This is a genomic window from Pedobacter sp. (assembly GCF_965227205.1).
Taxonomy (GTDB): Bacteria; Bacteroidota; Bacteroidia; order Sphingobacteriales; family Sphingobacteriaceae; genus Pedobacter.
Genome location: NZ_OZ245727.1, coordinates 2,003,276 through 2,025,782, shown reverse-complemented (window position 1 = coordinate 2,025,782; position 22,507 = coordinate 2,003,276). Strand labels below are relative to the sequence as shown.

Genomic DNA, 22,507 nt, shown 5'->3' with positions numbered 1-22,507 from the left:
TTCTATACAAACATGATAATTAAAAATTTAAATAACAATTGGTGGTGGCATAACGAAATTCGTTAGGCAAATTCTGTTGTTATATATTTTAAAATATTTTATAAACGATGAAAAGGATTGCCCTAAAAGCAATCCTTTTTTTTATGGGCATTCGTCATGCTGAATTCATTTCAGCATGTGCTAAAAGAGATTCTGAAACAAGTTCAGAATGACGAAAGAGGAAAACATCAACATGAAAAAGATATTAAACCATTTATTTGAAAACAAGAGCTTTAGTAGGGAAGAGGCAAAGAATATCTTGATTTCTATATCACAAGGTGAATTCAATTCTTCTCAAATTGCGGCTTTTATTACCGCTTACGCCATGCGGAATATTACTGTGCAAGAGTTGCAGGGTTTTAGAGATGCAATGTTAGATTTAGGTGTTAAAACTGATTTTTCTGACTTTGAATTAATAGACCTATGTGGTACTGGGGGAGATGGAAAAGACACCTTTAACATTTCTACACTGTCTTCTTTCATAGTTGCAGGTGCTGGTTATAAAGTGGCTAAACATGGCAATTATGGTGTTTCTTCAGGATGCGGTTCTTCAAATGTGATGGAGTATTTAGGTTATTCCTTTACGAACAACGAAGATACTTTAAAAAGCAATTTAGATACTGCAGGAATTTGTTTTTTACATGCACCATTGTTCAATCCGGCCATGAAAATTGTTGCACCAATTCGTAAAGATTTAGGTATTAAAACTTTTTTTAATATGCTGGGCCCGATGGTTAATCCATCGCAGCCTAAATATCAAATGGTTGGTGTTTTTAGTTTGGAATTGGCTCGTTTGTACAATTATTTATATCAGGATACGACTAAAAATTATACCATTGTTCATGCTTTGGAAGGTTATGATGAAATATCGCTTACCTGCGATGTGAAAACTTTTAATAACAAGGGCGAGAGTATTTTGACATTGAATGATATGGGTTTTGAAAAGGTTTCGGTAAATGATATTAAAGGTGGTGATACTGTTGAATCATCAGCCAAAATATTTATGGATGTACTAAATGGCGAAGCCACTGATGTGCAAAATAATGTTGTGCTTTGTAATTCTGCTTTGGCAATTAAAACCATCAAGCCAACTGCAAGTTTCGCAGATTGTTTTTACGAAGCTGAGGAATCTTTAGTAAGTAAAAAAGCTTTGGAGAGCTTTAAAAAATTAGTAGCCTGATGAGCAAGTTGAAACTGAAAGTATGCGGAATGAAATTCGCAGCGAATATTGCAGCGGTTGCAGCGCTACAACCAGATTATCTGGGCTTCATTTTTTACGAACAATCGCCAAGGTTTATTAGTGATGTTTCTGCTGAATTGATAAAATACATTCCATCAGAAATTAAAACTGTTGGGGTTTTTGTAGATGAGGATTTGGATGTTGTGAAGAAAAAAGTAAATCTTTATCAGTTAAAAGCTGTTCAGTTACATGGTAGGGAATCTCCTGAATATTGCAGTGAATTGAAGTCTACTTTTCAGAGTTTGGAGGTAATTAAAGCTTTTGGTGTTGATGAAGATTTTAATTTTGCTGTTCTAGAGGAGTATAAAGCTGTGGCTGATTACTTTTTATTCGATACCAAAACGAAAGCGCATGGTGGTTCGGGTAAAACTTTTGATTGGAAGATTTTAGATAGTTATAAGTTAGATAAACCTTACTTTTTAAGTGGCGGAATTGATTTGGAACATGCAGAAGCCATTTCAATAATAAAAGATGAGCGATTATACGCTTTGGATATAAACAGCAGATTTGAAACTGAACCTGGAGTTAAGGATGTAGAACGGATTAAGGCGTTTGTAGTGAAAATGAAAACTACACTGTCATACTGAGGCACGAAGTATCTGCAAGCGATTAAAAACTGCTGCTAATATTTAACAGATTCTTCGTTCCTTAGAATGACAAAACTATACTTTGCTATTTTGAAAGGAATACAAAATAAACAGTTTGTCATTCTGAGCTTGTCGAAGAACATTAAGGCATTTCGACAAGCTCAATGTGACAAAAAAGAATAAAAGATTTTATAATTCATTACCATCGGTTTCAACTGACGGATTTGATAAAAAAGATATGAAATACAAAGTAAACGAAAAAGGATATTACGGAGATTTTGGTGGAGCTTACATCCCGGAGATGCTTTATCCAAACGTAGAAGAATTGCGTCAAAACTACTTGAAGATTATTGATGATGCCGATTTTCAGAAAGAATTTCATCAGTTATTAAAAGATTATGTTGGTCGCCCGTCGCCATTATATTTGGCTAACAGGCTGTCTGAGAGATATGGCGCTAACATTTTCTTAAAAAGAGAAGATTTAAACCATACTGGTGCGCATAAAATCAACAACACCATCGGGCAGATTTTACTGGCAGAAAAGCTCGGTAAAAAAAGAATCATTGCCGAAACAGGCGCTGGTCAGCATGGTGTTGCAACGGCTACGGTTTGTGCATTGCGTAATCTGGAATGCGTAATTTATATGGGCGAAGTCGACATCGAAAGACAAGCGCCAAATGTTGCCCGTATGAAAATGTTAGGCGCAAAGGTTGTTCCTGCAAGTTCTGGCAGTAAAACTTTAAAAGATGCCACCAATGAAGCCATGCGTGACTGGATTAACAATCCTGTTGATACGCATTACATTATCGGTTCTGTGGTTGGTCCGCATCCTTATCCGGACATGGTTGCCATTTTTCAGTCAATTATTTCTGAAGAAACTAAGAAACAATTAATAGAACAAACGGGCAACGACCAACCCGATTATGTTTTGGCTTGCGTAGGCGGTGGAAGTAACGCAATGGGTATGTTTTATCATTTTATGGATGATGAAAATGTGAAACTCATTGCAGTAGAAGCGGCTGGTAAAGGCGTATCGAGTGGGTTTTCCGCTGCGACAACTTATCTTGGTAAAGAAGGTGTTTTACATGGAAGCAGAAGCATTTTAATGCAAACGGAAGATGGTCAGGTTGTTGAACCGCATTCGGTTTCTGCAGGGCTGGATTATCCTGGCATCGGCCCGCAACATGCACATTTGTTTAAAACTGGTCGTGGCGAATATGTTTCTATTACTGATGAAGAAAGCTTAGATGCAGGTTTATTGCTTACCCAATTAGAAGGGATTATTCCGGCAATTGAAAGCGCACACGCATTGGCTTATTTAGAGAAAATGGAGTTCAAGGCTGGCGAAAACGTTGTGGTTTGTCTTTCGGGTAGGGGCGATAAGGATTTAGATACCTATATAAAATATTTTAATTTATAACCCCTAAATCCCCTAAAGGGGACTTTTTAGCGTGGTTTTTTATAAACAATTAAGGCCCCTTTAGGGGTTGGGGTTATATGAACAGAATCAAACAACTCTTCCAAGAGAAGAAAAATATATTATCAATTTATTATACTGCGGGTTATCCAAATTTAGGCGATACCATACAAATTGCTGAGGCTTTAGAAAAATCAGGCGCTGATATGCTGGAAATTGGTTTTCCATATTCCGACCCGGTTGCTGATGGTCCGGTGATACAGGCAAGCAGTAAGAAATCTTTAGACCAGGGCATGACCTTGAAATTGCTTTTTGAACAGTTGAAAGATTTACGCAAAAATGTAACGATACCTGTTTTATTGATGGGTTATGTAAACCCGGTTTTACAATTTGGGGTAGAAAACTTTTGTAAAGCTTGTGCCGAAGTTGGTGTGGATGGTTGCATCGTTCCGGATTTGCCGATGGTAGAATATGAGGAGTTTTATAAAGGCTGTTTTGAAGAGCACAATTTAAGCAATGTGTTTTTAATTACACCTCAAACCGCTGAAGAACGTATTCATAAAATTGATGGTTTAACCAACGGATTTATTTATTTGCTTTCGTCATCGGCAACAACTGGTAAAAACCTTGAAGTAGGTGATACTACAGAAAGTTATTTCGGTCGGATTAAAGCCATGAACCTGAAAAACCCGACAATGATTGGTTTTGGGATTAGTGATAAGCAAACTTTCGATAAAGCTTGTTCTTATGCCAATGGTGCCATCATTGGAACTGCTTTCGTTAAGGCGATTGAAAGTGGAGATATTGAAGAAAGTGTAAGTGGTTTTATGGAGAAGTTTAAATCTTAGTTATTTAACCGCAAAGTACGCAGAGTTTTTCGCAGAGTGCGCTAAGTTTGAAAGTTAAGATTTCGTCATTGCGAGGCACGAAGCAATCTTCTTAGATATATATAAAGAACTTTAATTAGTCGTAGCATTTGCTACGACTTTTTTATTTGTCCTAGCAGGACGGGCTTTTTTCTTTTGACCGCAAAAGAAACAAAACTCCCGGCTGAAAATTATTCATTGATATTTATTGTTCTATTGGTATTCATGAGGGCTACGCCGTTTTTCTTTTGAAGTTAGTGGTTCGGCTTGGACTAGCTAACCTGAATCCCGTACGTACGGGATGTTAGGCCGGATTGAAATAGAATGGAGATTATGTGGTTAGGCTTAGTTGGATGGCAAGGTATCATTGAATAATCAGTACTAAATTCTGCAATATTCATTTCCATCATGCTATCCCCCTTTGGAGGGGGCAGGGGGAGGATTTGAATCTACAAGCTACTTCACCCAATCTGCGTAACTCATTTCAAATTTCACTTCACCTTTATTAACCATTCCGGCGTTTTTCCAGCCTTGTAATTCGTAAAACTTTTCGGCTTTTGTATTGGGTGCTGTACCGAGCCAAACTGTTTCTTTTGTTTTGCTGAAATACCAATCCATCATTAAGCGATGAAGTTCTTTTCCAATGCCTTTACCTTCAAATTCTGGTCTTAAGAAAAGTGCCCAAATGTTGTTTTCTTTCAAATCAACAATAGAGAAACCAACAATTTCTCCATCGATTTCACAAACCCAGCCTTTGCCACGTTGAGTAATAAAATCTTCGCAATCTGCATCTGTAACTAATGCTGGGTTGGATAACGTATTCTCTTTTACGGTATGTCTAACAATTTGAATTTGAGGGATGTCGGTTGTTTTGGCTTCACGATAAATCATAAGCGAATATAAAGTTTTGGTTATAAGTTATTAATTCTTCTTAGGCTCTAAATTCTGCAATTTTTATTTCCATCATGCTATCCCCCTTTGGAGGAGTCTATCCCGATTATTCGGGAGGCAGGGGGAGGATTTAAATGTGACTGCTTGTTAGCAAGAAATTAACTTATTAATAAAATATTAAACACCCCGCCCTGCGGGCACCCCTCTGAGAGAGGGGAATTGCAAAGCGCTTTAAAAACTTTGAGAGGACAGCTGCCCTCCTAATTTTCAAGGAGGTTGGGGCCATGTAATTAACTTAAGAAAAAGCCGCTGTCCTTTAGATTTGCAATGGTCTAAAATGATTGAATTGATTTATATTTAACAAGTTACCTAAATCGGTAGCGGCTCATTAAGCGTTGTCAAGGTTAGATACCTATAGACTGATATAATCCGCTACCGATTTTCCCTTAGTGACCAGATAACAATTAGGGCATTACCCATTATTAAGGACTTGGATCGATGGGGTAAAACTTAGGTAATTGCTACAAATTTAAAGAATAAATAATATGATTAATACAAATTTCTTTATTGGGATTGATGTATCAAAGCCCTACTTTGATGCTTCTTTAATGACTGTTATCAGTCATGTAAAACAAGCTATCCAAAGCGCCCGGTTTGAGAATACAGCTTCTGGGATAAAGACATTTGAGAAATGGCTTAAATTTCATAAGGTCACCTTTAATCCAGACACTCTGGTGGTGATTGAAAATACAGGGATCTATCACCGGCTAATCTGGTCATTCTGCAGTAACAAACACGTACCAATTCATATTGGTAATGCAGCCCATATTAAATGGAGTTTTGGGATAGCTAGAGGAAAGAATGATAAGATAGATAGTGTCCGTTTATGCAAGTATGCCTTTAAGGAATCTGATACATTAAAGGCCACAGAAGCCTTAGATCCACAGTTATTGCATTTAAAAGATTTCATATCTGCCAGAACAAAATTACTCAAGCAGGCTACAGGACTTAGCGTTTCAATTAAAGAGCTAGGTAATGTAAATGAAAAATCACATCAGAAACTAATTGAGAAAGCACTTAAATCTGCTATTGATGGAATAGCAAAATCGATTAAAAATATTGAAGAACAAATCCGCAAAATTATTAAAGAAAACAGCGCCTTTCAACGAAACTATAACCTGTTGACCGGTATACCAGGGATCGGACATGTCACCGCGGTTTACCTGATTGGTTGTACAGCGAATTTTGCCAGCAACCCAAGTGGAAAGCAATTGGCATGCTATGCAGGAGTCGCTCCGTTCGAGCACTCGAGCGGGATTAGTGTAAAAGGTAAAACCAGGGTACATAGGATGGCAAACAAAGACCTTAAAAAACTACTACATCTATGCGCATTATCAGTTATCCAACATAATATGGAATTCAAGAACTACTACCAAAGGAAAAAGGATGAAGGTAAGCATAGCATGAGTATACTTAATGCAGTGAGAAATAAAATAACGCTAAGAATAGCAGCTGTAATTAAAACACAACAACCTTATAAAAGCAATTATAATATAGCAGCCTAATTTGCAAAAGTCATAACAATCAGTCTGAGCCTGTCGAAGACCTTTTAACAGTAGAAAACAAAAAAAAATATTTGTCCTTCGACAAGCTCAGGATGACAATATTTTTTTGTTTTCACTTAAGTTTATGTGGTTTGTTGTTAATAGTAATTACCCAAGTTTTCTAAACCCGACCGAAATGGAAATACTTTTTGTTGCAGAAGCCTTTAATATACTGTCATTCTGAGGAACGAAGAATCTGTTTCATACCATGCATAAACTTTCAATTGGCAATACAGAAGTTTAAAAAGATTGTAATAAAGGGCGGGGCTGCTGTTTCAAAAGAACTACAGACATTGCTTTCCAAATAAAAAAATGTCTGCTTGTCAGGAGATTTGAGAAGTGGTAAAAATATTATTCAAAAATACTCCAGACTAAATGTTAATTAAAATGTGTTTAAAGGCACTTTCTTCAACACCTAAATCTATTTGACAATTGAATGATTGTTGATTTCTAAATTGGTTATACATTTGCTTAACAGTGTTAGATTATTTATCACTAGTTATTCCACATCATGGGAAGTAAAGAAAGAATTCTACGTTTAAAAGAAGAAACCAGGACCAGTATTCTGGATGCAGCCTTGAACATCGTTCAAACTGAAGGTTGGCAGGCTTTGAGTATGCGTAAAATTGCCGACCAGATTGAATACACTGCGCCAATTATTTACGAGTATTTCCCGAATAAAGAAGGGATTTTATTGGAGTTAACCAGAAGAGGTTACCTGATTTTGGCGAAGGATATTCGGGAGGCCCGCGATAGCCAGGAAAATGCAGAAGACAAAATGGAAGCCATGTGGGTTGCCTATTGGAACTTCGCATTTTCGCATAAAGAATTTTACCAACTGATGTATGGCGTAGACATGGTTTGCTGCAACGTGAAAAACACCATGCCTGAAGCGGAGAATGTTGGCACCATGCTGGGTGATGTAATTGAAACATTGTATAAGAAAAAACCAGTTTCAGAAGATGATATCTGCATGAAGTACTATACGTATTGGTCGATTATTCATGGTTTAATTTCGATTAACCTGGTTAGACCAAACGGAAGAACTACTGACGAACTTAACCAACAAATTTTAAAAGACGCTATTAAAGGCATCACTTTATCCATTAACGGCTAAATCTTTTTTTTAATCTACTATTTAACACTGTTAGATTATTTATACAATTTAAATCCACAATAAATTATAATCATATGAATGCTATACATCGCTTGTTTATTTTACTTAACACTGTTAAACAGTTTAATAATGTTAAATCACTGTTAATTATTCTGTCACTTTCTATTATCCTGGTAAGCTGTAAATCATCTCCAGACCAGGCTGCGGCTGCACCACCGCCACCAGTTTTGCCTGTAAGTTTGATTAGCGAAAGCTCACAAACTACCTATATCGAGTATCCGGCGGCTATTCAAGGTGCTGTAGATATTGATATTCGTCCGCAGGTAAGTGGTTACTTACAAAGCGTTTTGGTTAACGAAGGTGCTTATGTAACTGCCGGACAAACACTTTTCAAAATTAATGAAAACCCGTACCGTGAGGCTTTAAATAATGCTAAAGCGAGTTTGCATGCTGCTGAAGCTGCTATTTTAAACGCACAATTAGAAGTTGATAAGTTAACACCTTTGGTACAAAATAAAGTGGTTTCTGAGTTTCAATTAAAAACTGCAAAAACAGCTTATAAAATCGCTCAAGCTAATGCAGAGCAAGCAAAAGCAAGTGTTGCATCGGCACAGATTAATTTAGGTTATACCAATGTTAAGGCTACAGTAAGTGGTTACATCGGCAGAATTCCTAAAAAACAAGGAAGTTTGGTTGCGCCAACAGACCAGGCTGCTTTAACGCAATTGTCAGACATTCATGAAGTGCATGTTTACTTCTCTTTAGCGGAGAATGATTTCAATAGTTTCAATGCAAATTATCCTGGTAAATCACCTGCGGATAGAATTAAACATTTACCTGCTGTTGAATTGCTTTTATCGGATAATACTACTTACCCAATCAAAGGCAAAATTGATATGATTGATGGTCAGTTTGATAAAAATACTGGAGCCATTACTTTGAGAGCAAGTTTCCCAAATGCAAATGGCGTTTTACGCTCTGGAAATACCGGTAAAGTTCGTCTGGGTTTGCAACATGACGATGCGATTTTGATTCCGCAGGGTGCAACTGTAGAAATGCAGGATAAGGTTTTCGTTTTTGCTTTGAACAAAGGCAATAAAGTAAGCAAAATGCCCATTACCGTAATCGGTAAAAGTGGCAGCAACTACCTGGTTAAAGATGGCGTAAAATCTGGCGACCAAATCGTACTAAGTGGCTTAGACCGCTTACAAGAAGGACAAGTGATTACACCAGAAAAAGCTACTGATAAGGCGGCGAGTTTGAGGAAATAGTCGGAAGTCCGAAGTCGGGAGTCAGAAGTCCGAAGTGAAAAGTCAAAAGTTGAAAGACGAAAGCTTAAAACAAATAGCGAAGATGTTCTCAGGTGTCTAAGGTGGTGAAAAACTAAAAGTTCAAAGACTAGAGCAATTTACTAAGATGTTCTTACATGCCTCAGATGGTGAAAACTGAGATTCTAACGCACAAAAAATAAAATAATAGAAATAATGTTTAAGATATTTATACAAAGACCTGTACTGGCTACCGTAATCTCCATCTTATTGGTGATATTGGGTGTACTGGGTTTAACGAAACTGCCTTTACAACAGTTTCCTGATATTGCACCACCGTCGGTTTTGGTTACTGCGGTTTATCCTGGTGCGAATGCCGAAACGGTATTACGTTCGGTGGCTCCATCGCTAGAAGAATCAATAAACGGGGTAGAAAACATGACTTACATGAGTTCTACAGCCAGTAATGATGGTTCATTAGCAATTACTATTTTCTTTAAGTTGGGTACAAATGCCGACCAGGCTGCGGTTAACGTTCAGAACCGTGTGGCGCAGGCTACGAGTCAGTTACCTGCCGAAGTTGTTCAGCAAGGGGTTACAACTGCGAAACAACAGAACAGTTTCATTATGGCAATTGGTATGTACACTGATGATGAATCGAAATACGACCAGACTTTTGTGGCCAATTATGCGCAAATCAACATCATTCCAGAAATTAAACGTATTCCGGGCGTTGGTTCGGCGGCTATTTTTGGTGGTGTAAAAGATTATTCGATGCGTGTTTGGTTAAATCCAACCCAAATGACTACTTATAAAGTTACACCTGCCGAAGTAATGAAAGCCATTCAGGATAAAAGTTTGGAAGCTGCGCCGGGTAAGTTTGGGGAGAAAAGTAAGGAAGTTTTTGAATACGTAATTAAATACAAAGGTAAATTAACCAAACCAGAAGAATATGAAAATATCGCTATACGTGCCAATGCAGATGGTTCAATTTTACACCTTAAAGATGTTGCCCGGGTAGAATTGGGTGCCTATTCTTACAACAGTATTACCCGTATCAACGGCAAAAAAGCAATCGTTATCGGTATCATTCAGTTGGCGGGGTCTAACTCGAACGATATTCAGGTGGCGATTAATAAACTGATGGAGAAATCTGAAAAGAGTTTTCCGGCAGGGATAAAAAAGAACATCTTCTACAGTACAAAAGTAGCGTTAGACCAATCAATTGAGCAGGTAGAACATACCTTAGTTGAAGCCTTTATTCTGGTTTTCATCGTGGTGTTCCTATTCTTGCAAGATTTCAGGTCGACATTAATTCCGGCGATTGCTGTTCCCGTAGCGATTTTAGGTACGTTTTTCTTCATGCAGTTATTCGGTTTCTCGATTAACTTATTGACTTTATTCGCTTTGATTCTGGCTATTGGTATTGTAGTGGATGATGCGATTGTGGTCGTCGAGGCGGTGCATGCTAAGATGGAACATAAAGGTTTAGGTCCGAAAGCGGCTACGCATGAAGCCATGCATGAAATTACCGGAGCCATTATTTCCATCACTTTGGTTATGGCGGCTGTATTCTTACCTGTAGGTTTTATGGAAGGTTCAACAGGTGTTTTCTATCGCCAGTTTGCCTTTACCATGGCTATTGCGATTGTAATTTCAGCTGTTAATGCTTTAACATTGAGCCCGGCATTGGCTGCTTTATTTTTGAAAGATAATCATTCCTCACATAGTGATCAACCGGAAGTTAAACCAAACTTTAAGCAAAGGTTCTTCAATGGATTTAACCACAGTTTTAATTCCCTTACCAATCGTTATGTTGGTGGTTTAAAGTTCTTGGTGCGCCATAAATGGTTAAGCATGGGCGGTTTGGCTTTAATTACTTTGGCAACTGTTTTCATGGTGAAAACTACTCCGGCAGGATTTATCCCGACTGAAGACCAGGGTTTTATCGCCATTGCGGTAAATACACCATCGGGAACATCCTTAGAAGGTACTCAAAAAGTAATGACTGAGGCCGAAAATGTATTGAGTAAACTAGATGCATCAAGAGACGTGACGGCGATATCGGGTTTCAACCTATTAACCAATTCAACAAGTCCATCATCGGCAGTGGTTTTTGTGTTGTTGAAACCAAATGAAGAACGTGGTAAGGTTAAAAACATTGAAGAAATTATGAACCAGGTTCGTGGTACATTGGGTGCCATTTCTGGGGGTAGTTTCTTTGTGTTCAGTTTCCCTACCGTACCAGGTTTCAGTAATGTTGAAGCTTTGGATATGGTTCTTCAAGATAAAACCGGTGGTAAGTTGGATAAATTCAGTGGCATCTCTCAACAATTTATTGGCGAGTTGATGAAACGCCCGGAAATTGCTGTGGCCTTTACCAGTTTCAAAGCCGATTACCCACAATTACAACTGGATATTAACGATGAAAAAGCCGACCAGCTAGGTGTGAATGTGAAAGATATTTTGCAAACCATGCAGACCTATTTCGGTAGCGCACAGGCATCAGATTTTAACCGTTTTGGTAAATACTACCGTGTAGTTGTTCAGGCTGATGTGCAAGACAGGGCAGACCCTTCATCAATCGACCGTGTTTTTGTGAAAAGCAACCGTGGTGAAATGGTTCCGATTAATACGCTGGTAAAATTGAGTCGTATTTATGGTTCAGAAACAGCTTCGAGATACAATCTGTTTAATTCGATTTCGATTAATGCGATTCCAAAACCAGGTTTTAGTTCTGGTCAGGCGATTAAAGCCATTGAAGAAGTAGCGGAAAAACATTTGCCATCAGGTTATAGCTATGAATTCTCCGGACAAACCCGTGAGGAGATTTCTTCAGGCGGACAATCGAGTGTGATATTCTTATTGTGTCTGGTATTTATTTACTTCCTGCTTTCGGCACAATATGAGAGTTATATTCTGCCATTATCAGTTATTTTATCAATCCCTGCTGGAATATTCGGTGTATTTGTAGCGATTGGCTTAACAGGTATTCAGAATAACATTTATGTACAGGTTGCACTGATTATGCTTATCGGTTTACTCGCTAAAAATGCGATTCTGATTGTCGAGTTTGCGGTTCAGAGAAGAAGAAGCGGACAGCCATTAGTTGCATCAGCATTAGAAGCTGCAAAATCGAGGTTACGTCCGATTATCATGACATCACTAGCTTTCATTGTGGGTTTAATCCCGATGATGGGGGCAACAGGTCCATCGGCACAAGGTAATCACTCTATTAGTATTGGTGCAGCAGGAGGGATGGTTTCGGGAGTAATTTTAGGTTTGTTTATCATTCCGGTACTCTTTGTCATCTTCCAGGCTTTACAAGAAAAAATTTCAAGAAAATCAAATGAGGTTGTTCATCATCATCATAATGAAGAACCTGTAAATCATGTAGTTTATGAAACGGTTTAATATTTTAAGCATCCTGCTTTTTGCTTTAATCTGGAGCGGATGTTCAGTTTCTAAAGATTTAGCTTTACCACAAAGTTTAGCACCAAAAATGTTTAGAAATTCAGTGCCAAAAGATTCTTCAAGTGTAGGCGATTTGCCTTTGAAGAGTTTTATCAACGACCTTACCGTACAGAATTTAATCGATACGGCTTTGGTTAAGAATTACGATATGCAAATTGCATTGAAAAATATCGATGCTGCTGAAGTGTTATTTAAACAATCAAAATTGGGTTACTTACCCGAATTGAAGTTACAGGTAGCGGCCAGTTCAAGTCGCCCTTCTGATAACAGTTTAAATGGATTGAGCCTGAATCAATTTACAGGTTCAACGCATATTGAAGATTACAGCGCTAACCTTGGTGTGTTCTGGGAAGCCGATATCTGGGGGAAAATCCGCAATCAAAAAGCTGGTGCTTTAGCCAGTTTTTTACAAACCGAGGAAGCCCGTAAAGCAGTTCAAACCCGTTTGGTTGCCAATGTTGCGCAAGGGTATTACAGTTTGTTGATGCTGGATGCTCAACTGGAAATCGCTAAGAAAAACTTAAAACTTAACGATAGCACATTGAGGATTATTAATTTACAATTCGATGCTGGTCAGGTGACTTCTTTAGCCATTCAGCAAGCAGAAGCGCAACAGTTAAATGCAGCACAATTAATCCCTCGTTTGGAGCAAAATGTGGTGCTTCAGGAAAATGCGTTAAGCGTTTTAATTGGTACTTTGCCAAAGGCGATAAACCGTTCGAGTCGTTTAGATAAAATGGCTATTCCTCAGGATTTAAGTGCAGGTTTTCCATCCGCTTTGCTTAGCCGCAGGCCTGATATTAAATCTGCTGAGTTAGCTTTAAACGTTGCAAATGCCAAAGTTGGCGTAGCGAAAGCAAGTTTGTATCCATCATTAGTGATTACAGCAAGTGGTGGTATTAACTCATTCAAAGCCAGTAACTGGTTTAGCGTTCCTGCATCTTTATTCGGTTTAGTTTCGGGTGGAATTACGCAACCCATCTTTCAAAGAGGTCAGCTGAAATCTAATCTAGAACTGGCCAAAATCGACAGAGAAAAAACAGTTATTCAATTCCGCCAGTCGGTAATTAATGCGGTAGGAGAGGTTTCTGATGAATTAACGAAAGTTGAGAAGTTGAAAACCCAATACAGCATCGCTGAGAAAAGAGCACAGACTTTACAGCAAGCTTCGAGAAATGCCAGCTTGTTGTTTAAAAGTGGCATGGCGAATTACTTAGAGGTGATTACTGCGCAAGGTAATTTATTGCAAAGCGAACTGGAACTTACAACCATTAAAACCGAGCAGTTAAATGCGGTTGTTGGTTTGTACAGGAGTTTAGGTGGGGGTTGGAATTAAGAACCCCTATCCGCCCGGTGGGCACCTTTGCCCTCAAAGGGAAAGGAAGCGAAGCGCAGAAAAATCCAGGGGATAGTTTAATTTTACAATATTAGTTATATAAGGACATTTAAGGTTTTTCTTAAATGTCCTTGTTTATTAGTAGCAGGGTGCATAAACCCCTATCCGCCCGATGGGCACCTTTGCCGAAGGTAAATCGGCACTAAAGCCCCCTTGAAGGGAAAGGGTAGCAGGGTTCAGAAAAAACCAGGCGTTAGTTTAATGAACCATGAGGGGAAATTCCCCTCCTTGTTTTAAGGAGGGTGTGCTTGCAAGGCGGGGTGGTTTATTGATCGTTCATAGAATGCTTAAACCCCTATCCGCTCGGTGGGCACCTTTACCGAAGGTAAATCGGCACTAAGTCCCCTTAAAGGGAAAGGAAAGCGAAGCGCAGAAGACTCAGGTGATAGTTTAATGAACCATGAGGGCAAACTCCCCTCCTTGTTTTAAGGAGGGGTGCCTGCAAGGCGGGGTGGTTTATTGATCGTTCATAGAATGCTTAAACCCCTATCTGCCCGGCGGGCACCTTTACCGAAGGTAAATCGGCACTAAGTCCTCCTGAAAGGGAAAGGATAGCGAAGCGCAGAAAAACCCAGGCGTTAGTTTAATGAACCATGAGGACAAACTCTCTTCCTTGTTTTAAGGAGTATATATCACGACCCTTCGGAAGGTTTGGGGGGGGTATAATGCAATTTGTATTCTTAAAAGTCTTTCCATCATTCTGAACTTGTTTCAGAATCTCCTTACAGCTTTCTGTTTTCATTCATTTCAGGGTTCATGTTCTTAACATCTTGCATATTTCTTCGAGAAAGGCTCTTTTTCTCGAACAAGGACCGATGAAGAGTCATATAAGCTAGAATGGAACAGGCAAGCGGGGGTAGACTTGAGGTAGACTAAAGGTGGACTTGAGGTAGAGCGGAGGTGGACTTTAAAATCGAATTTTTTGGGAATATCGTGCGGAATTTTTATATTTAATTAATCATTCCCTTGATTACACTAAAATACAAAATTTATGGCAATAACTAAGGGGATGATGGAATTTTCAGGGAAACTAGGTGATTTTATTTTTTACAAACGCAACAAAAAACAAGTTGCCAGAGCAGATTCAGTTGATTATAAACTTTCCGAAAACAGCATAAAAAGCGGTCGGGATTTTGGCGAAGCCAGCCGGAATGCAACCTATATCCGCAAGGCTTTCGAATCGCTCGTGAAATTTTACGGTACGGATGATTTTCACAACCGGCTGAATAAGCGGCTAACCGATATTTTCAAAACTATACCTTCAGCACATTTTGGCAACAAGAAACTGAGTCAAGGTAATATCGGCTTACTTGCAGGTTTTGAATTCAATAAATCGACTGCCTTCAATAATTTATTTTTTAAAAATATCATTTGTACCATCGAACAGGGTGGATTGGTGAATCTTAGCTTGCCTAAATCTGAGTTAAAGGATATTATTAACCTAATACCAGATGCGGAGCAAGCCATGCTGGAAATTATGCTCTTTAGTTTCGACCTGGATGGAAATGAATATGAAACTTTTAAGCTTAATGATTTAATAATCGACCTCAAAGACCCGCTGTTTCCAAGTCGTAAAATTCGCCGAGCGATAAACCATGTAGGAGAAAAAGCTTTAATTATTGCAATAGGGATTTCATATTTGTGGGATGAATCCCGTTCCCAGCATAAAAATTATTTTGCCGCTAAAATCAGTCACGCTTTTCATTTAAGCAATGGAACAATAGTGAAATTTATCGAACCGGAGCAGGAAAAGGTAGTGGCACTTGTTGAGGACTACAGCTCTGACTCTGATTGGGAACTTGTAGACGATGAAGAATAGTTTATCTTTTTATATTGAGAGGCTTATACGCTCTCAAACACTCAGCGTTTTTAAAACTCATTTATTACATTGAAAAAATTATCCCGGTATCCAGGCCCAATTGGAATAATCGCTCCATCCGACAGGAAAATATTATTCTTTTCTATATGAGAAATTTGTTTAACCGAAATGATGAATGAGCGGTGTACCCTGATAAAATCCTTGGATGGCAGCTGTTCTTCCATTCTTTTCATCGTTTGCAAACTTAATACCTTTTCTCTTGGGGTGATTATCGAAACATAATTTTCGAGACTTTCAATGAAAATGATATCTGCCAAATCAATTTTATGAATTCGGTGTTCTGATTTAACAAATAGAAATGCCTTTGATGGCATGGGCTCAGAAACGTGATTTCTTGTATCTGTTGCGCCCAAACTCCTGAGTGCTTTTTCTGCAGCCTGGTAAAACCGCTCAAATCCGATTGGCTTAAGCAGATAGTCTACCGCGTCATGCTCAAAACCGTCAAGCGCATAGTCTGCATAGGCCGTTGTGAAAATAACTTTAACCTTTTTATTTGCTAGCTTAACAAGTTGCAAACCATTTAATTGAGGCATTTGAATATCCAGGAATGCCAAATCAATATTTCCGCTTCGTATGAGTTCCAGTCCGAGAATTGCATCTGTTGTGGCGGCCTCAAGTTCTAGAAAAGGTATTTTTTTGACGTAATCTTTCAGAAGATCTACAGCAAGTGGTTTATCATCAATTATTATACACCTTATTTTCATCCGTTAAATCTAATCAATAATTCAACTTCAAAAATATCCTGCCTATCAATTATGTTTATTTCGTGGCTATCAGGATAAATTAAATTCAGCCTTCTGCTTACATTTTTTAAACCTATTCCTGATGTACTGTCTTTAAGGTCTTGATTCTTTGCATTCTTTACCCTGAACATCACTGAATGGTTATCTGCCAGAATAGAAACCTCCACAGGGTTTGCTTCATCATGAAGCTCACCATGCTTAAATGCGTTTTCTAAAAAAGCGATAAAAAGGAGGGAAGCTACCGGCTGCTGACCTATATAGCCTTCTTTTACAAAATTGATATTAACAGCTCCCTTACCTGCAATTTGCTGAAGTTCAATTACATTATCAAGATATTCGACCTCTTTAGCCAGCGGAACAAACTCCTGGTTTCCTTCCTTAAGCATATACCTGAGTATCACAGAGAGTTTAAGTAATGCTTCAGGAGCAAGAGGCGAAGACTGGTAACTAAGCGAATAGATATCATTTATGGTATTGAACAGAAAATGTGGATTTACCTGAGCCCTCAGAAAAGCCAGTTCTGCCCCAAGTCTTTCCTGGTGGAGCGCCTGCTGCCGTTTATTGTTTTCGAACCAGCGAACTGCGAAAAAATACATCAGGCCATACAGGAAATAACTCGGAAAATAAAAGTAAAAAACGTTGTTTAAATAATAGCTTAACCCTGGGTTTTTTCCCCTGTAATTATCAAAACCAATTATTGGCTTTAAAAACCAGAATTCTAACGCATACCTGCTGCAAACTACGATAATATAAATTATTGCTGCCAGTAACAAAGCAGTGATGAATTTACGCCTGATAATTAATATCGGCGCAACCAAAAAATAACTCAGGTAAAAGCATATGGCCGCTACTAAATCATATCCTAACTCTATAATTAGGGTTTGTATGAAAATTTCAGTTTCACCACCTGAAAAAAACTTCCGAAGTACATTACCTGATACGAGCAATGTCCACATCAAAATATGCAGCAGAATAATCCGGTTTCGACTCATTCTTCAAATATATATTTCTACAGGCGAAGAAAATAATTCCTTCGTCAATGAAAACCACCTGTTTATCAGTCCAGAACCCTTTTCCATCAATTAAGCATTAAAGGGATGCAACAAATAATAAGCTTAAGCGCCATTTTAGTAAAAATTAAACCGTAATGAGAAGAATAATTTTATCAGCCATTTTACTCCTGACCTCTGTTTTTGGATGGTCGCAGGACTATGTTGCCTTAGGAGATTCCTGTTTTGCAGCGAAAAAATTTACAGACGCCGCAAAAAACTACGACCTGTTTCTTGAAAAAGTTGAAAGCCGTTCCAACATGATTGCCTACCGTGCTGCCAAATCCTGGAGCCTTGCGGGTAACCAAGAAAAAGCATTGGCAGCAGTAAAGAAATATGTAGCCAATAATTACATTAATAATATGGTTTTTTTTAGTGATGGTTTGATTAAGGAAGAAGCATTTAACCCCATCAAAAGTTCTCCGGAATGGAAAAACATTTTAGATGCAGTTATTCAGAAAGAAACATTGGTGAAGAAAGCTGGCAAAGTGAAACTGGATTCTATTTTATCTTATCAGGCTTTGTTGGAGGAAAAAGACATTCTAAAAAATATTGATTTTAAAAATGGCACAGCCGAAGCTATTTATCAACGCATCAGAAAATTCAACGCCTTTCCGGAAGTTAAAAATGACCTCATATCTTTTCGTTTTAAGATCACAGCAGATTTGAATACTGCATTTTTGGTGGTTTTGCCAAAAAACTACAATCCACAAGACAAATACCCATTACTTTTCTTTTTGCATGGTGCCGTGCGGATGAATACCGGATTTCCGGATTATGCCGATAAGCGGGATACTACTGGCTGGAATCGCTTTTACACAAAATATGCGGCAAAGAATAAAGTCATAATGGTATATCCCATGGGTAATAGGGAATACAACTGGATGACTCCTGATAAAGGATTTTTCATGGTTCCATCAATTCTTACAAAAATTAAAAGGCTGTTTAATATTGATGATGATAAGGTATTTATTACCGGGCACTCAAATGGTGCAACAGGCTCATTTTCATACGCAATAAAACAGCCCGCTCCATTCGCCGGGTTTTATGGGTTTAACACCCGTCCGCAAGTTGCCACTGGGGGCACCTTTTTGAAAAATCTGCTTAACCGTTCTTTTTTTAATGTATCTACCGACCTGGATTATTACTATCCACCTGACGCGAACGATTCGCTTACAAAAATAATGAAAGCACTTGGTGCAGATTACCAGGACCACAGGTACACTGATTTTCCGCACTGGTTTCCGGCTTTTGCCGAATCGGAACCTGCACACCAGTTATTATTCAATGATCTCATCACCAGAAAAAGAAATCCTTATAAGCAGATTTTAAACTGGGAATGTGATGATGTTAAATATGGACATTGCGACTGGATTTCTATAACAGCGTTGGATACCACCCTAAAACCGAAAGCATGGCATAAACCTATCAACTTCGAGATTAAAAAATGGGTTGTTGCAGGTAAAAAAGATGAATATATTTCAAGAGATACATGCTTGAAAGCGTTTAAATATGATAAAATTTCTGGCGCCATCCAGGCAAATTACAAATCAAATACCTTTACCATCAACACTTCAGCTCTAAAATCTTTTAGCATTTATATTTCACCAGAAATGGTGGATATTAGCAAAAATGTTAAGGTGTTTCTTAACGGAAAATTAATTTATAATCGTAAGGTCGGATTTGAAAAGACCTTTATAGTAAAGCAGTTTCTAGACAATATCGATAGGTCGGCACTCTGGGTAAATCATCTGGATTTTACAATATAGATTTGTGCTATTCGAGATGTTCTGAAAGGCATCTCGAATTACTCATTGCCTGGATTTGTAATCCCTATATAATGTATAACCCCCCATCCGCCCTGTGGGCACCTTCCCCCTGAAAGGGGAAGGATAGCAAGATGGCCATAGCGTTTCGTCATCTCGACCGCAGTGGAAAGATCTTTTAAATTGCAAAATTTTTATTGGTTAAATTCTCATAATTGTTTAAGGAGCCTGTCCCGAATTTTCGGGAGGTTGGGGAGGATTCCAGAACTTTGAAGTACAATTTCTCTTTAATGGGGCACCTGCATGGAGGGCTTTTAAATATTTTTTTTGCCTCATTGGCGGCGGCCTAGTCCTTTTCTCTTGAAAGAAAAGTACCAAAAGTTCAAGGCTAGCACATTTTGTCGCATAAAGCTAAGCGAATACCATTGGCGGATATTTGAGGCCATCCTTTCGCTCTCTTTCCCCTTGGGCTGCAAATCTCCTTGGTCATTCGATAGGTTAAGGCTATTGCAAGTATTCTCTTGCTTTCTGCTTCCAAAATCTGCTATGCCGGATAGCAAATTGCATATAGCGTATCCGTCATCTCGACCGTAGTGGAGAGATCTTTTAAGCTGGATTTTATAGCACACGCTACCCCCCTTTGGAGGGGGGAGGTGGAGGATTCCAGAACTTTGAGGGAAAACTCCCCACCTTGTTTTAAGGAGGGGTGCCTGCAAGGCGGGGTGGTTATTGCTCGTCATATGATGCTTAAAACCCCCATCCGTCCGATGGGCACCTTCCCCCTGAAAGGGGAAGGATAGCAAGATGGCCATAGCGTATCCGTCATCTCGACCGTAGTGGAGAGATCTTTTGAGCTGGATTTTATAGCACACGCTATTCCTCTTTGGAGGAGCCTGTCCCGAATTTTCGGGAGGTTGGGGAGGATTCTAGAACTTTGAGGGGTAATTCCCCTCTAGAGGGGTGCCTGCAAGGTGGGGTGGTTGCTATATAATTTATCAACTATTCAGTTATTCGAGATGTTCTGAAAGACATCTCGAATTACTCTTTGCTTTGCGGGGATTTGTAATCCCACAGCGTTAATATTTATAGCTTTTATAAATTCTGGTTTAAGAATATTAAGCTCATGGATTGCAAATCCTCGTTTATTATTAAAGTTTGAGATGGACAGATGCAAACATCTCGAACAATTGTTTTTCTACTTCTTAGTCAATAATTTATCTATAGCATCCGTTATAATCGGAATACGGTACTCATCGGGCATCACAATTTTATTTTCAGCATCGAGTAAGAAAGCCGATGGTATCGCGTAGATGTTATAGGTTGAATTAATTGATTTGCTATCACCTGGCAGGTTTGAAAGGTTTACCCAAGGCATCATTTCCTGTTTCATTGCCAACCGCCAGGCGCTAATATCATGGTCGGTAGAAATGCTTACCAGATTTATGCCTTCTGGTGTGTATTTTTTGTAAATCTTTTTTAAATCAGGTATTTCGCTTCTGCAAGGCCCACACCAGCTTGCCCAGAATATAATTAAAGTCCCGTTTTTACCTTTCACATTATTTAATGTTAGCCTTTCCCCATCTTTATTAGCGTAGTTAAAAGTTGGGAAATCTGCTCCAATGATTAAGCTTTTGCTTTGTTTGGTAAAGTTTACCAGTTCTTTACCTTTAGGTGTAGATAGAACCTTTTTATCAAACTTGTTCGTTATTTCTGCAAGTTCTGAAGGACTTAGCAGACTTGCATTCTGAAAAACGTTTAACAAAACCATCCAACTCGATGGATGCTGTTCGGTTAGCTTATTCAGCAATGTTTTAAATGCCCTCAAACTATCATTTTTTGCACTTAGTGATGCTGATAAAGCCTTATGATCACCGTTTTTTCTCGCCTCATCAATCTTTTTATTCACGCTTGAGGTGTTTGGTGCCAAAAGTCCATAACGCATGCTCATATCAGTTTCTGCTGAGCCTGTTAATGTTAAGCCAGATGCTTCTTTGGCATCTCCTGTAATCTTCATGGCAACATTTTCAAGAATAAAATTCGTATGCTTTCCTCCGTATTTAAATTTATTGTTAAAAATGAAGTCTTTTCTCTTGCTGGTTAAAGAGTCGATATAATAAATTCCAGACGACCATGAAGGTTGCTCGAGCAGTGTGTCGCGTTTAAATGTAGCCTTTCGTCCATTGATTATAGCCGAATCAATATTTGGCCAATTAAGCTGCTTCGATGGCGTCCGCTTCATTGTATAAAGGAAAAGCTTTTTTGCTGTTACATTCGCTACATCTACATCTATCACATAAGTGCCTTTATTTTGTGCTAATGATAGTTGCGCAAGAAATATTGCTGTAAAAAGATAAGAATAGTTTTCATGGGAGCAGTTGATTTAATTACAATTTATAAATTATATCGTATAGTACCATAACTTATACTTCGGTTTTTGTTAAGTTTTCTCTTTAGTAAACATTAGGTAGAGCATTGCAATTTCAAAGAGTAAGTTACGAGAGGCCGTAAGGATTTCTGGTTTTAGTTCATGAAGTTTCCATAATTTTTAACCATTAAAATAAAACATTATGGGCAATTACAGATTAAATTTAAATCAACAGGCTAAAATTTGATGATACAACAAAGCTTAATTTTAAAGCAATTGACTTACGGAAGAATTCACGATTAGTAAAGTAAAAATTGCGAGATTATCGCTAAATCTCGCAGTTTTAACTATGTATATCTATGCCCTACAAATCTTTTTTCTTTTTCTTGATAAAAAGAAACAAAAATCAAGGCTGGGATCTGATGTCTGGTAAACTCGTCAAAGCTTTATTACGGCATCACAAGTCCCGACGAAAAGTCGGGTAGAACGCGATGCCTTGGGCAGTAGGTTATGAAAGTTTCTACAAAAGCTTTAACGTTTTCCCTTTCCATCAGCTCCTATGCCGGATAGCAGGGTGGCGATAGCGATGAGCATGAATTATGTTCCGATGAATCGGGCAGGACGCGCTTCCTTGTATAGTGGTATTTTAGCGTCAGTGCAAATGTTTCGACAGGCTATCCTTCCATCAGTTCCTATGCCAGATAGCAGGGTGGTGATAGCGATGAGCAAGTGATTTTGGGAGCTGGTAAAAAACAACCAAGCGTTTGTTTTAAACAGCTGCTTGTGGTTCGGTACGCTTTAAAGCA

The 22,507-nt window shown here is 38.5% G+C and carries 15 protein-coding genes; 11 read left to right on the top strand and 4 right to left on the bottom strand.

Annotation, left to right across the window (positions count from 1 at the left end; all coding sequences use genetic code 11):
- Window positions 1-232 precede the first annotated feature (232 nt).
- The 4 genes from trpD to trpA all read left to right on the top strand — a co-directional run bounded on the left by trpD (window position 233) and on the right by trpA (window position 4,131).
- Window positions 233-1,219, top strand: a complete 987-nt coding sequence (gene trpD, locus ACO05K_RS08685; RefSeq protein WP_421944048.1) for an anthranilate phosphoribosyltransferase — start codon at window positions 233-235, stop codon at window positions 1,217-1,219.
- Window positions 1,219-1,866, top strand: a complete 648-nt coding sequence (locus ACO05K_RS08680; RefSeq protein WP_421944047.1) for a phosphoribosylanthranilate isomerase — start codon at window positions 1,219-1,221, stop codon at window positions 1,864-1,866. The genes trpD and ACO05K_RS08680 overlap by 1 nt, the downstream gene beginning before the upstream one ends.
- A gap of 238 nt (window positions 1,867-2,104) precedes the next feature.
- Window positions 2,105-3,286, top strand: a complete 1,182-nt coding sequence (gene trpB / locus ACO05K_RS08675) for a tryptophan synthase subunit beta (RefSeq protein ID WP_421944046.1) — start codon at window positions 2,105-2,107, stop codon at window positions 3,284-3,286.
- Between the two features lie 77 nt (window positions 3,287-3,363).
- Window positions 3,364-4,131 carry a tryptophan synthase subunit alpha gene (gene trpA / locus ACO05K_RS08670; RefSeq protein ID WP_421944045.1) on the top strand — a complete coding sequence of 256 codons (768 nt, stop codon included), beginning with the start codon at window positions 3,364-3,366 and terminating at the stop codon, window positions 4,129-4,131.
- Between the two features lie 474 nt (window positions 4,132-4,605).
- Here trpA and ACO05K_RS08665 read toward each other — a convergent pair whose 3' ends face one another.
- The gene (locus ACO05K_RS08665) at window positions 4,606-5,040 is read right to left on the bottom strand and encodes a GNAT family N-acetyltransferase (RefSeq protein ID WP_421944044.1); all 435 of its coding nucleotides are present in this window, start codon (window positions 5,038-5,040) and stop codon (window positions 4,606-4,608) included.
- Between the two features lie 545 nt (window positions 5,041-5,585).
- Here ACO05K_RS08665 and ACO05K_RS08660 point away from each other — a divergent pair.
- From ACO05K_RS08660 to ACO05K_RS08635, 6 genes are all read left to right on the top strand, one after another.
- Window positions 5,586-6,605, top strand: a complete 1,020-nt coding sequence (locus tag ACO05K_RS08660) for an IS110 family transposase (protein ID WP_421942443.1) — start codon at window positions 5,586-5,588, stop codon at window positions 6,603-6,605.
- Between the two features lie 550 nt (window positions 6,606-7,155).
- Entirely contained in the window at window positions 7,156-7,761 is a 606-nt protein-coding gene (locus ACO05K_RS08655; protein WP_421944043.1) for a TetR/AcrR family transcriptional regulator, read from the top strand.
- Between the two features lie 74 nt (window positions 7,762-7,835).
- Window positions 7,836-9,032, top strand: coding sequence for an efflux RND transporter periplasmic adaptor subunit (locus tag ACO05K_RS08650; RefSeq protein ID WP_421944042.1), 1,197 nt, complete (start codon window positions 7,836-7,838; stop codon window positions 9,030-9,032).
- A 213-nt stretch (window positions 9,033-9,245) separates the two neighbouring features.
- Window positions 9,246-12,443: an efflux RND transporter permease subunit gene (locus tag ACO05K_RS08645; protein ID WP_421944041.1), complete on the top strand. Its 3,198-nt coding sequence runs from the start codon at window positions 9,246-9,248 to the stop codon at window positions 12,441-12,443.
- Complete coding sequence (locus tag ACO05K_RS08640; RefSeq protein ID WP_421944040.1) at window positions 12,430-13,839, top strand: TolC family protein; 1,410 nt, start codon at window positions 12,430-12,432, stop codon at window positions 13,837-13,839. The genes ACO05K_RS08645 and ACO05K_RS08640 overlap by 14 nt, the downstream gene beginning before the upstream one ends.
- 1,051 nt (window positions 13,840-14,890) lie before the next feature.
- On the top strand, window positions 14,891-15,718 hold the full coding sequence (locus tag ACO05K_RS08635; protein ID WP_421944039.1) for a hypothetical protein: 828 nt from the start codon (window positions 14,891-14,893) through the stop codon (window positions 15,716-15,718).
- Between the two features lie 50 nt (window positions 15,719-15,768).
- On the opposite strand, the gene ACO05K_RS08630 is transcribed toward ACO05K_RS08635, so the two are convergent.
- Window positions 15,769-16,482 (bottom strand): LytR/AlgR family response regulator transcription factor, encoded by a 714-nt coding sequence (locus ACO05K_RS08630; protein WP_421944038.1) that lies wholly within the window; start codon window positions 16,480-16,482, stop codon window positions 15,769-15,771.
- Window positions 16,479-17,513 carry a sensor histidine kinase gene (locus tag ACO05K_RS08625; RefSeq protein WP_421944037.1) on the bottom strand — a complete coding sequence of 345 codons (1,035 nt, stop codon included), beginning with the start codon at window positions 17,511-17,513 and terminating at the stop codon, window positions 16,479-16,481. Before ACO05K_RS08625 ends, ACO05K_RS08630 begins: the two co-directional genes overlap by 4 nt.
- 155 nt (window positions 17,514-17,668) lie before the next feature.
- On the opposite strand from ACO05K_RS08625, the gene ACO05K_RS08620 reads away from it, so the two are divergent.
- On the top strand, window positions 17,669-19,339 hold the full coding sequence (locus tag ACO05K_RS08620) for an alpha/beta hydrolase-fold protein (protein WP_421944036.1): 1,671 nt from the start codon (window positions 17,669-17,671) through the stop codon (window positions 19,337-19,339).
- A gap of 1,192 nt (window positions 19,340-20,531) precedes the next feature.
- Here the strand turns inward: ACO05K_RS08620 and ACO05K_RS08615 are convergent.
- Entirely contained in the window at window positions 20,532-21,629 is a 1,098-nt protein-coding gene (locus ACO05K_RS08615; RefSeq protein ID WP_421944035.1) for a TlpA family protein disulfide reductase, read from the bottom strand.
- Window positions 21,630-22,507: the final 878 nt, after the last annotated feature.

Excerpts from the sequence above, each read along its gene's own strand:
- ACO05K_RS08655 (WP_421944043.1), top strand. The coding sequence starts at position 7,156 with ATGGGAAGTAAAGAAAGAATTCTACGTTTAAAAGAAGAAACCAGGACC.
- ACO05K_RS08660 (WP_421942443.1), top strand. The coding sequence starts at position 5,586 with ATGATTAATACAAATTTCTTTATTGGGATTGATGTATCAAAGCCCTAC.
- ACO05K_RS08645 (WP_421944041.1), top strand. The coding sequence starts at position 9,246 with ATGTTTAAGATATTTATACAAAGACCTGTACTGGCTACCGTAATCTCC.
- trpA (WP_421944045.1), top strand. The coding sequence starts at position 3,364 with ATGAACAGAATCAAACAACTCTTCCAAGAGAAGAAAAATATATTATCA.
- ACO05K_RS08680 (WP_421944047.1), top strand. The coding sequence starts at position 1,219 with ATGAGCAAGTTGAAACTGAAAGTATGCGGAATGAAATTCGCAGCGAAT.
- trpD (WP_421944048.1), top strand. The coding sequence starts at position 233 with ATGAAAAAGATATTAAACCATTTATTTGAAAACAAGAGCTTTAGTAGG.
- trpB (WP_421944046.1), top strand. The coding sequence starts at position 2,105 with ATGAAATACAAAGTAAACGAAAAAGGATATTACGGAGATTTTGGTGGA.
- ACO05K_RS08625 (WP_421944037.1), bottom strand. The coding sequence starts at position 17,513 with ATGAGTCGAAACCGGATTATTCTGCTGCATATTTTGATGTGGACATTG.
- ACO05K_RS08640 (WP_421944040.1), top strand. The coding sequence starts at position 12,430 with ATGAAACGGTTTAATATTTTAAGCATCCTGCTTTTTGCTTTAATCTGG.
- ACO05K_RS08635 (WP_421944039.1), top strand. The coding sequence starts at position 14,891 with ATGGCAATAACTAAGGGGATGATGGAATTTTCAGGGAAACTAGGTGAT.
- ACO05K_RS08630 (WP_421944038.1), bottom strand. The coding sequence starts at position 16,482 with ATGAAAATAAGGTGTATAATAATTGATGATAAACCACTTGCTGTAGAT.
- ACO05K_RS08620 (WP_421944036.1), top strand. The coding sequence starts at position 17,669 with ATGAGAAGAATAATTTTATCAGCCATTTTACTCCTGACCTCTGTTTTT.
- ACO05K_RS08665 (WP_421944044.1), bottom strand. The coding sequence starts at position 5,040 with ATGATTTATCGTGAAGCCAAAACAACCGACATCCCTCAAATTCAAATT.
- ACO05K_RS08650 (WP_421944042.1), top strand. The coding sequence starts at position 7,836 with ATGAATGCTATACATCGCTTGTTTATTTTACTTAACACTGTTAAACAG.